This window comes from Salinibacterium sp. CAN_S4, from assembly GCF_015752305.1.
GTDB lineage: Bacteria > Actinomycetota > Actinomycetes > Actinomycetales > Microbacteriaceae > Rhodoglobus.
This window is the reverse complement of record NZ_JADOVB010000001.1, coordinates 890,473-904,038: the sequence shown is the minus strand read 5'-3', so window position 1 is coordinate 904,038 and position 13,566 is coordinate 890,473. Positions and strand designations below refer to the sequence as shown.

The window sequence follows — 13,566 nt, the reverse complement described above, 5'->3', positions numbered from 1 at the left end:
ATGACCATGACCATGAAGCAACTCGTCCGCAGGCACGGTGCCTTCGTCTCGGGGATCACGGGAATCGCGCTGGTCGTGGTGCTCGTCACCCAGGACATGGTTCAGACGGCGACCAATTACCTGTATGCGAGCGGGCAGGTCATGCCGAACATATTCCTGCTGACTGTCGGCTACTCGATCGTGCGAGCTATACCGTTCGGAATCGGGTTCTTCCTCAGCCTGTGGCTCGTCGCCCCGATCGCGGAGGAGCTCAGGGTGCCGCATGTGATAACCCGTGCGATCCTCGCCACGGGAATCGCGGCAACCCTGACGTTCGTCGTGATGGCGGTGATGGCCGTGATTGGCTCTTTCGACACCTCAGGCTCACTGTTCGGCAACTCATTCCCGCTCCCTACCTTCAGTGGCAGCAGTGCTGCAGCGGGGCTCCTGAACGCCCTGGCGGGGGCGATCAGCCTGTTCGTCATGCGACTGCCCCTGGGCGTGCTGGCGGGCATCCTGCTGTGGATCTGGCGCAAGGATCACCCACCGAAGCGCCCCCTCGAGGGCATCATCGACCTGTAGACTCGAGGCACGCCTTTCGGGGCGTATTGGGTTTGACCGCTCCGACACTCTCGGGTACTGTTGACCCTTGGTGTCTGCTGGGCCGAGCCCGCTCTGAACACCAACAGCTTCCAACAGGTTTGATTCATTGCATTGATTCGTTCGAGCGCTCCGGATTTCCGGTCGACTCGACAAAATAGGTAGGGAAACCAAGTGGTTTACGCAGTTGTGCGCGCCGGTGGGCGCCAGGAAAAGGTAGAGGTCGGCACGATCGTCGTCCTCGACCGCATCAAGGGTGACGAGAACGGCAACGTCGAACTCGTTCCCGTGCTGCTTGTCGACGGTGAGAAGATCACGCACGGCGCGAAGGACCTGGCCAAGGTCAAGGTCGTCGCCGAGGTGCTGAACGACCTCCGTGGCCCGAAGATCGTCATCCAGAAGTTCAAGAACAAGACCGGATACAAGAAGCGCCAGGGCCACCGCCAGGAGCAGACCCGTATCAAGATCACCAGCATCGCGTAGAGGAGTCGACTAATGGCACACAAAAAGGGCGCAAGCTCCACCCGTAACGGGCGCGACTCGAACGCGCAGTACCTCGGCGTCAAGCGCTTCGGCGGCCAGGTCGTCAAGTCGGGCGAGATCATCGTCCGCCAGCGCGGCACCCACTTCCACCCCGGCGTCAACGTCGGTCGTGGCAATGACGACACACTGTTCGCCCTCGCCGCCGGCGCGGTCGAGTTCGGCGCAAAGGGTGGCCGCAAGGTCATCAACATCGTCACTGCTGTCTAATTTCACGTTTCACCGCGATGGCGAGCTTCGGCTCGCCTTCGCTGTTTAAGACCAGAACCAAGCAAGAACGGAGAGTGCCATGGCGTCATTCGTCGACCAGGTCACGCTCCACCTCCGCGCCGGGCACGGCGGAAACGGCTGTGTGTCGGTCAAGCGCGAGAAGTTCAAGCCGCTCGCTGGCCCTGATGGCGGCAACGGTGGTGACGGCGGCAGCATCGTGCTCGTGAGCGACTCCGGCACGACGACGCTGCTGGGCTTCCACCGCGCGCCACACCGCAGGTCGGACCACGGCCAGCCCGGCCAGGGAGATCACAAGAGCGGAACATCCGGCGAGGAGATGATCCTGCCGGTTCCCGTCGGCACCGTCGTCAAAGACGCTGACGGCAACCAGCTTCTCGATATGGATGCCCCTGGCCTCAGGCTCGTCGTCGCCCAGGGAGGCCAGGGCGGCCTCGGCAATGCGGCCCTTGCGACCACGAAGCGTAAGGCGCCGGGATTCGCCCTTCTGGGCACCCCCGGTTTCGAAGGTGATGTCTTTCTCGAACTGAAGGTCGTGGCGGATGTCGCGCTCGTCGGGTACCCGTCAGCGGGCAAGTCGAGCCTGGTCGCCGCCATGAGCGCCGCGAAGCCCAAGATCGCCGACTACCCGTTCACGACCCTTCACCCCAACCTCGGAGTCGTCGAGTCCGGCGAGACGCGATACACGATCGCCGACGTTCCCGGCCTCATCGAGGGCGCGAGCGAAGGCAAGGGTCTCGGCCTCGAGTTCCTGCGGCACGTCGAGCGCTGTACCGCCCTGCTGCACGTGCTGGACTGTGCCACGCTCGACCCCGGCCGCGACCCGATCAGCGACCTCGAGATCATCCTCGCCGAGCTCGCCGCCTACCCGGTTCCCGAGGGCCAGTTGCCGCTGCTCGAACGTGAGCAGCTCATCGCCCTCAATAAGGTCGACGTGCCGGAGGGGCGCGAACTCGCCGACTTCGTGCGCGCAGAACTCGAGGGTCGCGGATACCGCGTCTTCGAAGTATCTGCCGTGTCGCGATCCGGACTGCGTGAGCTCTCTTTCGCCCTCGCGGCCCTGGTCGAGGCAGATCGCGCCGCTCGGATTCTCGAACCGGCCAAGCAGCGCATCGTCATCCGCCCCCGCGCCGTGGACGAGAAAGACTTCGTCGTCAAGGTCGAGGGTGGAACCTTCGGAAACATCTATCGCGTCATCGGAGCGAAGCCGGAACGCTGGGTCGCGCAGACCGACTTCGCGAACGAAGAGGCCGTGGGCTTCCTCGCAGACAGGCTCGCCAAGCTCGGGGTAGAAGACGACCTGTTCAAGGCCGGCGCCGTACCCGGGTCGACCGTCATGATCGGTGCCGGCGGCGGCGTCGTCTTCGACTGGGAGCCGACCCTGTCGTCAACGGCAGAGCTCATCACGAGCCCGCGCGGAACAGACTCCAGGCTCGACAATAACCAGCGGGACACCAACCGCAAGCGTCGCCAGACCTACCTCGAGCGGATGGATGCCAAGTCCGCCGCTCGCGCAGAACTCCAGGCCGAGCGCACCGCCGGCATCTGGGTCGACGACGAAGGATTCGCGATCGACAAGTCCGGCCGCGGCGCCAAGAAGACCGATGGCGACGACGACGGTTCCACGGTGTTCAGTGACTAGCGGTGTTCGGTGACCGGCGGCGTCCGGTCCCGATCTGATCTCTCCACCGCGCGACGCATCGTCGTCAAAGTGGGTTCATCATCGGTCAGCGGGCCGAACGTGGGTCAGATCGCGCCCCTTGTCGATGCACTGGCCGCGGCGCATGCCCGCGGTTGTGAAGTGATCCTCGTCTCGTCGGGGGCTATCGCCACGGGCATCCCGTTCCTGAAACTGGATGGCAGGCCCACCGACCTCGCGACCCAGCAGGCCGCGGCCGCCGTCGGCCAGAACGTGCTGATCTACCGCTACCAGGAGAGCCTCTCGCGCTACTCGATCGTCGCGGGACAGATCCTGCTCACGGCGGGAGACATGGAGAACGCCACGCACCGCAGCAACGCGCAGCGCGCGATGGAGCGCCTGCTCGGGCTGCGCATCCTTCCTATCGTGAATGAGAACGACACGGTCGCGACCCAGGAGATCCGGTTCGGGGACAATGACAGGCTCGCGGCGCTCGTGTCGATCCTGGTCAGCGCCGACGTGCTCGTGCTGCTCAGCGATATCGATGCGCTGTACTCCCGACCTCCCGGCGAACCCGGCGCGATGAAGATCGATCATGTGGAGTTCGCTGACGACCTCTCGGGGGTCACGTTCGGCGACATCGGCTCGGCCGGAGTGGGAACCGGGGGAGCGGGCACGAAGGTCGCCGCGGCGAGGCTCGCCGCTGCATCCGGAATCCCTGTGCTGCTCGCCGCCACGGGGAGCGTCTCCCAGGCTCTCGAAGGCGCAGATCTCGGCACGTGGTTCGCCCCGGCACTCCCGCACTGACAGCGCCGAGGTGAGGGTCTCGCGGATAAACTACGGCCATGGCCGACACCCTCACCCTGACCCTCACCGATAAGCTCACGGCCGCTCGCGAAGCGGCCAGGGCGCTGGCGACGGCGACGACGGCACAGAAGAACGCCGCGCTGCGGTCGATCGCCGAAGCAGTGGTGGCCGATGCCGCCCGAATCCTTGCGGCGAATGAGGAGGATCTCGTTCGCGGTCGAGAGTCCGGCATGCCCGCAGGGCTGCAGGATCGACTGCGGCTCGACGAGAAGAGGCTCGGGTCCCTGTCTGCCGCGGTGCTCGAGATCGTCGCCCTTCCCGATCCCGTCGGTGACGTCGTGCGGGGGTCTTCTCTGGAGAACGGGTTGAAACTCACCCAGGTGCGCGTGCCTTTCGGGGTGGTCGGCGCCATTTACGAGGCTCGACCGAATGTGACCATCGACATCGCCGCCCTCACGCTGAAGAGCGGCAACGCCGTCGTGCTGAGGGGCGGGTCGGCAGCCGAACGCACGAACACCGTACTCGTCGAGGTGATCCGCTCCGCGCTCGATGCGACGGGGATGCCGGTGGATGCCGTGCAGTCCATCGACGAGTTCGGCCGCGAGGGCGCGCAGCAGCTCATGCGTGCGCGTGGGTTCGTGGACGTGCTGATCCCTCGGGGAAGCGCTGACCTCATCAACACCGTGGTCGCGGAATCCACAGTTCCGGTGATCGAGACGGGTGCCGGAATCGTGCACGTGTATCTCGACGAGTCGGCCGATCTCGACCAGGCCGTCGACATCGTGCACAACTCCAAGGTGCAGCGACCGAGCGTCTGCAACGCCCTCGAGACTCTGCTGGTGCACGAGAGCGCGGCGGCGAGGCTGTTGCCGCCTGTCCTGGCCCGACTGCGCGAATCCGGAGTGACGATCCATGCCGACCAGCGCACGCTGGCCGTGTTCGGCGATGCGGTCGCTGCCACCGATGATGACTGGGCGACCGAGTACATGAGTCTCGACCTGGCGGTGCGGGTGGTGGATGACCTCGACGAGGCTCTCGACCACATCCGCCGATACTCCACCCATCACACCGAGTCGATCCTGACCAACGATGTCGGGCGGGCGGAACGGTTTCTCGCCGAGGTCGACTCCGCCGTGGTGATGGTGAACGCATCCACCCGATTCACCGATGGCGGTGAGTTCGGATTCGGAGCCGAAGTAGGCATCTCCACCCAGAAGCTGCATGCCCGCGGCCCGATGGGCCTGTCGGAACTGACCAGCACGAAGTGGGTCGTGCGCGGCTCAGGCCAGGTTCGCGGCTAGTATTTAAGAGCAACCCCGAATGGAGAAACATGTCGCTGCTCGTCGTCCTCGCTGAAAGCACCGAGGAACTCGCACCACTGCTCATGCCTCCGCTGGCGTTCGCTGGCATCGCGGCGGCCATTTTCATCGCTCTCGGGTTTGTCGTGTTCAGCTTTCGTGACGTCGCCAACCGGCAGGGACAGGGCGCTGGCAAGTCCAGTGATACCCACGGCGCTGGTCACTAGGGCTTTCGAGCTTCAATGGCCGAACTAGCTCCGGTGGCCGAGCCAGCGCTGGATTCGACCGCGCAGGAATCGGTTCCGCCGAGGCGGGCCCGCATCGGCGTGATGGGCGGCACGTTCGACCCGATCCATAATGGCCATCTCGTCGCCGCCAGTGAGGTGCAGCAGAAATTCGATCTCGACGAGGTCATCTTCGCTCCGACCGGCGAACCGTGGATGAAGAAGACCGTCACCGAGGGCGAGCATCGTTACCTGATGACCGTGATCGCCACCGCGGCGAACCCGAGGTTCACCGTCAGCCGAGTGGACATCGATCGCCAGGGCCCGACCTACACGATCGATACCCTTCGGGATATTCGCAGGGCCCGGCCCGAGGCCGACCTCTTCTTCATCACCGGGGCTGACGCGGTCGCTCAGATCATGGAGTGGAAAGACGTCGAAGAAGTCTGGTCCCTTGCTCATTTCGTCGCGGTGTCCCGACCGGGCCACCCCCTGACCATTAGCGGTTTACCAGAGCAGGGCGTAAGCTCGTTGGAAGTGCCCGCGCTCGCCATCTCCTCCACGGACTGCCGAAACCGGGTAAGCGGGGGCTTCCCGGTCTGGTATTTGGTTCCCGATGGTGTGGTTCAGTACATCGCCAAGCACCATTTGTATCGGAGTATTTCATGACGACATTCCAAGAATCGCAGCCCCAGTCGAGGCGGGCGGCTCGTCAGAGTGAGCGCGGAGAAAGCGCCGAGCAGGCTGACTTCACCGGAGAACAGCCCGACGCACCGCAGACCTACTCGCCCGACTCCGCGGCAGTGGGCGCCTGGAGCGCACCAGACGGTGCCGCAGAGTCAGCGCCCAAGGGCCGCCGCGCCGCCGCGCCGGCTGGACCACCCAGTGCTGTCACCGAGCAGATCGCCATCGTCGACCAGGCCGATGCCCTGGCCGCGGCCGAGCATCCCGTGGTCGAGCCCGGACTCGAGAACTTCCCTCCCACCCAGGCCATCCAGCAGACAGACCGCCCCGCGTACCGTGTCAGGGACTACAGCCCGGAGGGCCGTCGATCCTCGGTGCCGTCTGCGGCCGGATGGATGCCTGCTGCAGCCGACACCGCGCAGCCCAGCGCTGTGGACAATCCCCCCGCGGTGACGGCGTTCAGCCCTCCGGCTGCAAGCGCACTCGCCGGAGTTCGACCCCAGTTCTTCGTCCCTGAATCTGCGCTTCAGGACACCATCGTGCCGCCCGCGCCGGCGACATCGACTCCGAAATCCGAGGCCACGGCCGTCGACGAGATCGATGTTCCTCTCGCGCCTGCGCCGGCATTCGTTATTCCGGAACACACGATGACCCGTCGTGAGTTGCGTGCCCTAGAGGCCCAGCAGCTCGCGGCCCAGCAGCTAGAGGCCCAGCAGCTCGCGGCCCAGCAACTCGGCGAGCAGGCACCGCCGCGACTGCCGGAATTCGCGCCGGACGGATCACTCACTGGCGCGGCGGCTGCTGTGTTCGTCGAGACCACCTTCAACGATGACAACGAGGGCGATGCGGAGGCAGAGTCATTTCCCGCGGCGGAGTCACTTCCCGCGGCAGAGTCACCTCCCGCGGCAGAGTCGGCACCGGCGGAATCGGACGTCACCAGCACCCCGCCGCCACTCGTCGATCCGACCATTCCCGCTGGGAGCGCCGAAGAGATCGCGGCCGATGATGCTGCCGCTGTCGACGAGGTGGCCTTCACTGCTCCCGCTCTCTCGCCCTTCGACAGCCTGTTCCAGGTCCCTCCGGCCGCGCCTACGGTCGCGCCTGCCGACCTTCTGTCCCCGGTTCCGGCGGATTCCACCGACGCCGCCTCGCCGACGCCGCTGGTCGACCCGCTTCTGCCGCCCGTCGCGCCCGCGGCCGAGGAGAGTCCCGCTCTCTCTGACGCCTTGGCGGAGTTCGACGCTCTGACGAGAGTCCCCGCCGAGGATGGCTCCCGCGACGTCGAAAATGCTGCCGTCCCCGTTGCGCCGACCGAGTCTCACTGGACGCCCCCTACGGGCCACTGGTCGGCCCAGGACGACGTCGATGAGGATGGACCTGCTGAAGGCACCATCAGCCGCACGATCGGCAGTGGAATCTCCACCACCAATGCCCTGGTCCTGCCGTCCATTCCCGATGGTGCTGACATCCGCGGGCCGCTGACGGGCGCGGGTGAGATCATGCTCACCGGCTCCATCGATCTGCCTCGCAATCTCTCGTCGACCGGTCAGTCTGACCGCTTCGACGGCGAAAGCATGGATGCACTGTTCGACCTGAACGATGCCGAAGTCATCTCGACCGACTCGTCTCCGGTGCGCGCCATCCGTGCCGTCAGCACCCACGCCTCGGCTCATGGGGTCACCCACACCCAGAAGCCCAAGGGCACCAAGGCCCTGACCGGACTGCTCATCGCTGCGTCGTCGCTTGCCGTCGTTGTCGCCGGACTGTTGGTGGCGGCTTTCGCCTTCAACGTATTTTGATTCTCTTCCCTTGCTCAATTCCCTCCCACTAAGGATCTTGTGACTGCCACTTCGCGCGCCCGCGAACTTCTCACCGTTGCCGCTCTTGCCGCCGACGCCAAGCAGGGTGAAGATATCGTCGCGCTCGACGTATCCGGACCCCTCCCGCTGACCGACATCTTCCTTCTCGTGACGGGGCGTAACGAGCGCAACGTGCAGGCTATCGCCGGTGAGATCGAAGAAAAGATGCTCGAAGCCGGAGCAAAGACCCTGCGCCGTGAAGGTCGAGCGGAGGGCCGATGGATCCTGCTCGACTTCGGTGACATCATCGCGCACGTCTTCCACGAGGAAGACCGGCTGTACTACTCGCTTGAACGCCTGTGGAAAGACTGCCCGGCGATTCCCCTCGAACTCACTGCCGCCAAACCAGCGGAGTAGGCGCCGCAACACGGGGTAACGAATTCGCTGCGAGCAACGATCGCGGCGAGACTGAGTACTGAGCCTGTTGTTTTTTGTCGCCCGTTGTCGTGTGACCTTTCACCACGACCCCGGAAAGACGATGATTCAACTCCAGCATGTCACCAAGTTCTTTGGGCGCGCCGACAACTCCGTGCGTGCACTCGATAACGTGAGTCTGGATGTCGCGCCCGGCGAGATCTTCGGAGTCGTCGGGCAGAGCGGCGCAGGCAAGAGCACGCTCATCCGCACGATCAATATGCTCGAGCGGCCCGACTCAGGATCCATCGTGGTTGCCGATCGCGACCTCACCGCGCTCCCGGTCGGGCAACTGCGCGAGGCCCGCCGCAGCATCGGAATGATCTTCCAGCACTTCAACCTGCTGTCGAGCCGCACGGTGCGCGGCAACGTTGAGCTGGGGCTCGAGATCGCCGGCGTCGGGTCGAAGGAGCGCTCGAAGCGGTCATCCGAGATCCTGGATCTGGTGGGGCTGGGCGATAAGTCGGGCTCCTATCCCTCGCAGCTTTCCGGCGGCCAGAAGCAGCGAGTGGGTATCGCGAGAGCCCTTGCGTCGAAGCCCAGTGTTCTGCTGTCTGACGAGGCGACATCGGCGCTCGATCCGGAGACCACCCGTTCCATTCTCCAGCTCGTGAAGACGATCAATGCCGAACTCGGACTGACTGTGCTTCTCATCACGCACGAGATGGAGGTAGTCAAGTCGATCTGCAACTCCGCGACCCTGCTCGAGAACGGGCGGGTCGTGGAGACCGGCAAGCTCGTCGATCTCATCTCCACGACGGGCTCCCGCCTCGCCCGTGACCTGTTCCCTCTCGGTCCCGTGGAGCCACGATCCGGGGGGACGGTCATCGACATCACCTTCAGCGGGGGCACCGCCGACCGGCCCGTCATCTCGCAACTCTCCAGGACCCACGGTCTCGACGTCAGCATCCTCGGTGCCGTCATCGAGACGATCGACGGAAACCAGGCCGGCCGCACGCGACTGGAATTGCCCGGCTCGCCGGGGGAGAACGATGCTGCGATCGCTGACCTGAGATCCCAGAACCTGCTCGTGGAGGTGGTGACGTGATCGACCCTAATGCTCCGGGCTTCTGGGAGGGCCTCATCCAGGTGCTGCTCGTCGGCACCGGGCAGACGCTGTACATGGTCGGCGTCGCCCTGCTCGTGACCGTGATCGTGGGCCTTCCGCTCGGCGTCGTTCTCGTCGGGACCGAGGCAGGGGGAGTGTTCGCGCGCCCCTTCGGTTCGCGAACGGCCGGTGTGGTGATCAACCGCGTCCTCGACTTCCTGGTGAATCTCGGCCGTTCCGTGCCATTCATCATCCTCATGGTGGCGCTCATCCCGTTCACCCGTCTCGTCGTAGGAACGTTCATCGGCTCGACGGCGGCGATCGTTCCGTTGTCGGTGGTGGCGATCCCGTTCTTCGCGCGCATGGTCGAGATCTCGATCAAGGAGGTCGACTCTGGCCTCATCGAGGCCGCAGATTCCCTCGGAGCCACGCGCTGGCATGTGGTGTCGAAGGTGCTCGTTCCCGAGGCACTGTCGTCGATCATCCTGGGCCTGTCGACCACCGTCACGTCGATCATCAATTTCTCCGCGATGGTCGGTACGGTGGCCGGCGGTGGGCTGGGCGATGTCGCCATCCGCTACGGCTACCAGCGCTACAGCGTCATCCACATGACCGCCGTCATCGTCATCACCTTCGTGATCGTCATGATCCTGCAGGCAATCGCCACCCACTTCGCTCGTCGGTTCGCGAGGCGCTCATCGTCGACATCGAGAGTGGATGCCGCGTCCCGCTCGTTGCTGCGCAGCGTGCGCCCCGGCGCCTGACCCCCCAACCCTTCCCACCTCCGTCACCACTGCAGAAAGAGACTCCACCATGCGATTCACCTTCCCCCGCCGCGCCCGACTGGCCGTGGCAGCCTCCGCCGCCGTCGTTGCGCTCGGCCTGTCCGGCTGCGCCTCGACCCCTGCCGCCGACGACACCTCGGGCGCCGATGGCAGCCTCGGCTCGATCTCGGTCGGCGCTCTCGCGACCCCGGCGGGCGACATCCTGAACTTCGTACAGGAGAATCTGGCGGCGGATGCCGGCCTCGACATCACGTTCCAGGAGTTCACCGACTACAACACCCCCAACATCGCGCTCAGCGACGGGTCGATCGATGCGAACCTGTTCCAGAACTCGACCTTCCTGGAGACCTACAACGAGTCGACCGGCAGCGACCTCGTGAGCGTCGGCGAGGCCTACCTCCCGAGCGCGGCGTTCTACAGCGATTCGGTGTCGAGCCTCGACGACCTGAAGAATGGCGCGAAGATCGCCATTCCGAACGACCCGACGAACGAGGGTCGCGCTCTCGGCCTGCTCGCGAGCGAAGGGTTGATCGAGATCGCCGATGGCGCGACCACCCTGAATGACATCACCGACAACCCGAAGAAGTTCGAGTTCGTCGAGATCGAGAACGCGACGCTGCCGCAGGCGCTTCCGGACGTGGATGCCGCGTTCGTGACGATCTCGTTCGCCCTGCCCGCCGGCCTCAGCTCAGAACAGGCCATCCTGATTGAGGGCGATGACAGCCCGTACTTCAACATCCTCGCGACACGACCTGAACTGCAGGACGACCCGCGCATCCAGAAGCTCTTCGAACTGCTCACCTCGCCCGAGGTCGCACAGTTCGAGCAGGACACCTGGGGCGGCCTCGTCGTCCCCGTCTCCTAGGTTCTGTCGCAGCGTCCCTGGCGGCCCGCTCAGCGGGTCAGCCAGGGGCGCAGGGCCCTCGTGACGAGCGGCATGGCGAGGTAGGTCATGACCGGCGTGACCAGCACCACGGTGATGAGCACCCGGAAGACGAGTGGCCAGTCGTGGGTGAGGGGCGTCAGCGCCCAGTTGGCGAGCAGGCTCAGCGGGAAGAACGCCACGAAGATCGAGATCATCTGCTTCCAGCGCGGCGGAGTGGATGTCGCGGTGTCGATAATCTCGACAGTGGACGGTGTATCGAACCACCCTTCGATCCCGGTGCGATGTTCCTCGGCATCGTGCTCCACCATCCCGAGGGCGGAGGCAACCCACCACGCACGTTCGGGGGATTCCTGCCAGCGGGCGAGGGATGCGGCATCCGCGAACCTGAAGAGCATGTGCCACTCGGGGCTCGCGGGATCGGGTCTGACCCAGCCCGAGCCGAGATACCCGGGGGAGGTGCTGAGCAGATCCTGCCCGGCCCTGGCCCAGGCCGCGACCTCCTTCGCCCGCTCGGGGTCGACGTGGCGGGTGACAGAGACGGTGATCGGTTCCGGGGCCATGGTTCCATTGTCCCCGGGTTCGCGACCGCATCCGGATGTAGTATCCTTGACAAGTTGTCTTCGCGCTTGCGGGAAGGCTGGGGTCCATGGCGCAGCCCGGTAGCGCACCTGCATGGCATGCAGGGGGTCAGGGGTTCGAATCCCCTTGGATCCACCCAGGAAGCCCCGGAATCGAAAGGTTCCGGGGCTTTTTCCTTGCCCGGGCGGGTTCCGGCCCCGGTGAGAGCGCACCTTTCGCCCCCAACCGGTGCGCAAAAGGCGAAAACTGCGCTCTCAGCGCCGCCGGCCTCGACATCGCCACGAAACGTGATCGAGAGTGCAGTATCTGCGGGAATCCGGTCCCGGATAACGACACAAGCTGCACTCTCGATCCGCCGCGACGAGTCTGCGGCGAGTCTGGGACCGTGAAGATCCGCGAAGTCGAGCGGGTGAGAGCGCACTTTTCGCCCTCAAGCGATGCGTAGAAGGCGAAAACTGCGCTTTCAGTGCCGACGGCCGCCGGCGGGGGTGCGGCAGCAGCATCCTGTCTGCAGGTCCGGATATGGTTCTACGGGGCGCTGCGTGTGACCACGCCCCGAGTCGAGCGACATCCGAAAGGACCCTCCGATGCACGAGATCACGTGCCCGCACTGTGGCAAGGCCTTCACGATCGATGAGGCAGGATACGCCGACATCGTGAAGCAGGTTCGCGACAGCGAATTCGAACAGCAGTTGCACGACCGGCTGGAGCTGGCTGAGCAGGACAAGCGCAGCGCCGTCGAGCTCGCCGAGGCGCGACTCACCACCGAACTGCAGCGGGCGGCGGCCACGAAAGACGCCGAGATCCAGGCCCTGACATCGAAGCTCGAAGGCGGAGAGGTCGCGCGAAAGCTCGCGGTAGTCGAGGCCCTCAGTGAGGTCGAGAAGGAACGGGATGCCCTGCGATCCGAGCTGGATCAGGCCAGGCGGAGCTCGACTTCGGCGGAAGAGCTGGCCGAAGCGAAGCTGGCCAACGAGGTGCAGAAGATCGCCGCGGCGAAAGATTCGCTGATCCAGGACCTCGAGGCGAAGCTGCAGGCGGGAGAAGTATCGCAGCAGCTGGCCATCACCCAGGCGCTCGGCGCCGTGGAGAAGGAGCGCGACGAGCTGAAGAACGGTTTGGAGCGTGTCGAGCTGGAGAAGAAGCTGGCCGAGACGTCGCTCAGGGATAAGTACGAGACCCAGATCCGGGATCGCGACGACGCTATCGAGCGACTGCGCGACATGAAGGCGAGGCTGTCGACGAAGATGATCGGCGAGACCCTGGAGCAGCACTGCGAGGTCACGTTCAACCAGATCCGCGCGACGGCGTTCCCGCGGGCATACTTCGAGAAAGACAACGACGCTCGCACCGGCAGCAAGGGCGACTACATCTTCCGTGACTCCGACGACGCCGGCACGGAGATCGTCTCGATCATGTTCGAGATGAAGAACGAGAGCGACACGACCGCGACGAAGCACAAGAACGAGGACTTCCTCAAGGAGCTCGATAAAGACAGGATCGAGAAGGGCTGCGAGTACGCGGTGCTCGTCTCCCTTCTGGAGCCGGACAGCGAGCTCTACAACTCGGGAATCGTCGACGTCTCGCACCGCTTCCCGAAGATGTACGTGGTGCGCCCGCAGTTCTTCATCCCCATCATCACGGTGCTGCGTAACGCCGCCATGAACTCGCTCACGTACAAGTCCGAACTGGCGCTCGTGAAGGCGCAGAGCATCGATGTGACCCGCTTCGAGGAGGAACTCGAATCGTTCAAGGGCGGATTCGCGCGCAACTTCGACCTGGCATCGCGGCGGTTCCAGACTGCCGTGGACGAGATCGACAAATCCATCGATCACCTGCAGAAGACGAAAGAGGCCCTGCTCGGCACAAACCGCAACCTGCGGCTCGCCAATGACAAGGCTCAGGATGTCACGATCAAGAAGCTGACCCGCGGCAATCCGACCATGGCGGCCAAGTTCGTCGATCTCCGGGGAGAACAGCTCGGCGACTGAGCAGC

15 protein-coding genes and 1 tRNA gene are annotated in these 13,566 nt (G+C 64.8%); 15 read left to right on the top strand and 1 reads right to left on the bottom strand.

The annotated features are described in order from the left end of the window. From IWX81_RS04510 to IWX81_RS04450, 13 genes are all read left to right on the top strand, one after another. On the top strand, nucleotides 1-561 hold the full coding sequence (locus IWX81_RS04510) for a hypothetical protein (protein ID WP_199280024.1): 561 nt from the start codon (nucleotides 1-3) through the stop codon (nucleotides 559-561). Nucleotides 562-753: 192 nt separating this feature from the next. Further along, complete coding sequence (rplU, locus tag IWX81_RS04505) at nucleotides 754-1,062, top strand: 50S ribosomal protein L21 (RefSeq protein WP_199280023.1); 309 nt, start codon at nucleotides 754-756, stop codon at nucleotides 1,060-1,062. 12 nt (nucleotides 1,063-1,074) lie between these two features. Next, nucleotides 1,075-1,329, top strand: a complete 255-nt coding sequence (gene rpmA, locus IWX81_RS04500) for a 50S ribosomal protein L27 (protein ID WP_199280022.1) — start codon at nucleotides 1,075-1,077, stop codon at nucleotides 1,327-1,329. A 79-nt stretch (nucleotides 1,330-1,408) separates the two neighbouring features. Beyond that, nucleotides 1,409-2,989, top strand: a complete 1,581-nt coding sequence (gene obgE, locus IWX81_RS04495; RefSeq protein WP_199280021.1) for a GTPase ObgE — start codon at nucleotides 1,409-1,411, stop codon at nucleotides 2,987-2,989. Nucleotides 2,990-2,998: 9 nt separating this feature from the next. Further along, nucleotides 2,999-3,793: a glutamate 5-kinase gene (gene proB, locus IWX81_RS04490; protein ID WP_199280020.1), complete on the top strand. Its 795-nt coding sequence runs from the start codon at nucleotides 2,999-3,001 to the stop codon at nucleotides 3,791-3,793. Nucleotides 3,794-3,831: 38 nt separating this feature from the next. Then, nucleotides 3,832-5,094, top strand: coding sequence for a glutamate-5-semialdehyde dehydrogenase (locus IWX81_RS04485; protein ID WP_199280019.1), 1,263 nt, complete (start codon nucleotides 3,832-3,834; stop codon nucleotides 5,092-5,094). Between the two features lie 29 nt (nucleotides 5,095-5,123). Continuing rightward, complete coding sequence (locus tag IWX81_RS04480; protein ID WP_199280018.1) at nucleotides 5,124-5,318, top strand: hypothetical protein; 195 nt, start codon at nucleotides 5,124-5,126, stop codon at nucleotides 5,316-5,318. Nucleotides 5,319-5,333: 15 nt separating this feature from the next. Beyond that, nucleotides 5,334-5,984: a nicotinate-nucleotide adenylyltransferase gene (nadD, locus tag IWX81_RS04475; RefSeq protein WP_199280017.1), complete on the top strand. Its 651-nt coding sequence runs from the start codon at nucleotides 5,334-5,336 to the stop codon at nucleotides 5,982-5,984. Beyond that, the gene (locus IWX81_RS04470) at nucleotides 5,981-7,798 is read left to right on the top strand and encodes a hypothetical protein (RefSeq protein WP_199280016.1); all 1,818 of its coding nucleotides are present in this window, start codon (nucleotides 5,981-5,983) and stop codon (nucleotides 7,796-7,798) included. Before nadD ends, IWX81_RS04470 begins: the two co-directional genes overlap by 4 nt. A gap of 39 nt (nucleotides 7,799-7,837) precedes the next feature. After that, nucleotides 7,838-8,215 carry a ribosome silencing factor gene (gene rsfS, locus IWX81_RS04465; RefSeq protein WP_199280015.1) on the top strand — a complete coding sequence of 126 codons (378 nt, stop codon included), beginning with the start codon at nucleotides 7,838-7,840 and terminating at the stop codon, nucleotides 8,213-8,215. 91 nt (nucleotides 8,216-8,306) lie between these two features. Then, complete coding sequence (locus IWX81_RS04460; protein ID WP_334593032.1) at nucleotides 8,307-9,320, top strand: methionine ABC transporter ATP-binding protein; 1,014 nt, start codon at nucleotides 8,307-8,309, stop codon at nucleotides 9,318-9,320. After that, entirely contained in the window at nucleotides 9,317-10,084 is a 768-nt protein-coding gene (locus tag IWX81_RS04455; protein WP_334593030.1) for a methionine ABC transporter permease, read from the top strand. Before IWX81_RS04460 ends, IWX81_RS04455 begins: the two co-directional genes overlap by 4 nt. A gap of 49 nt (nucleotides 10,085-10,133) precedes the next feature. Next, nucleotides 10,134-10,970, top strand: a complete 837-nt coding sequence (locus IWX81_RS04450; protein ID WP_199280014.1) for a MetQ/NlpA family ABC transporter substrate-binding protein — start codon at nucleotides 10,134-10,136, stop codon at nucleotides 10,968-10,970. 29 nt (nucleotides 10,971-10,999) lie between these two features. Here IWX81_RS04450 and IWX81_RS04445 read toward each other — a convergent pair whose 3' ends face one another. Further along, the gene (locus tag IWX81_RS04445; protein WP_199280013.1) at nucleotides 11,000-11,551 is read right to left on the bottom strand and encodes an antibiotic biosynthesis monooxygenase; all 552 of its coding nucleotides are present in this window, start codon (nucleotides 11,549-11,551) and stop codon (nucleotides 11,000-11,002) included. Between the two features lie 80 nt (nucleotides 11,552-11,631). Between IWX81_RS04445 and IWX81_RS04440 the strand changes: the two genes are divergently transcribed. Both IWX81_RS04440 and IWX81_RS04435 read left to right on the top strand, forming a co-directional pair. Further along, nucleotides 11,632-11,705: transfer RNA gene (locus IWX81_RS04440), tRNA-Ala, on the top strand. Nucleotides 11,706-12,157: 452 nt separating this feature from the next. Next, nucleotides 12,158-13,561, top strand: coding sequence for a DUF2130 domain-containing protein (locus tag IWX81_RS04435; protein ID WP_199280012.1), 1,404 nt, complete (start codon nucleotides 12,158-12,160; stop codon nucleotides 13,559-13,561). Nucleotides 13,562-13,566 lie beyond the last annotated feature (5 nt).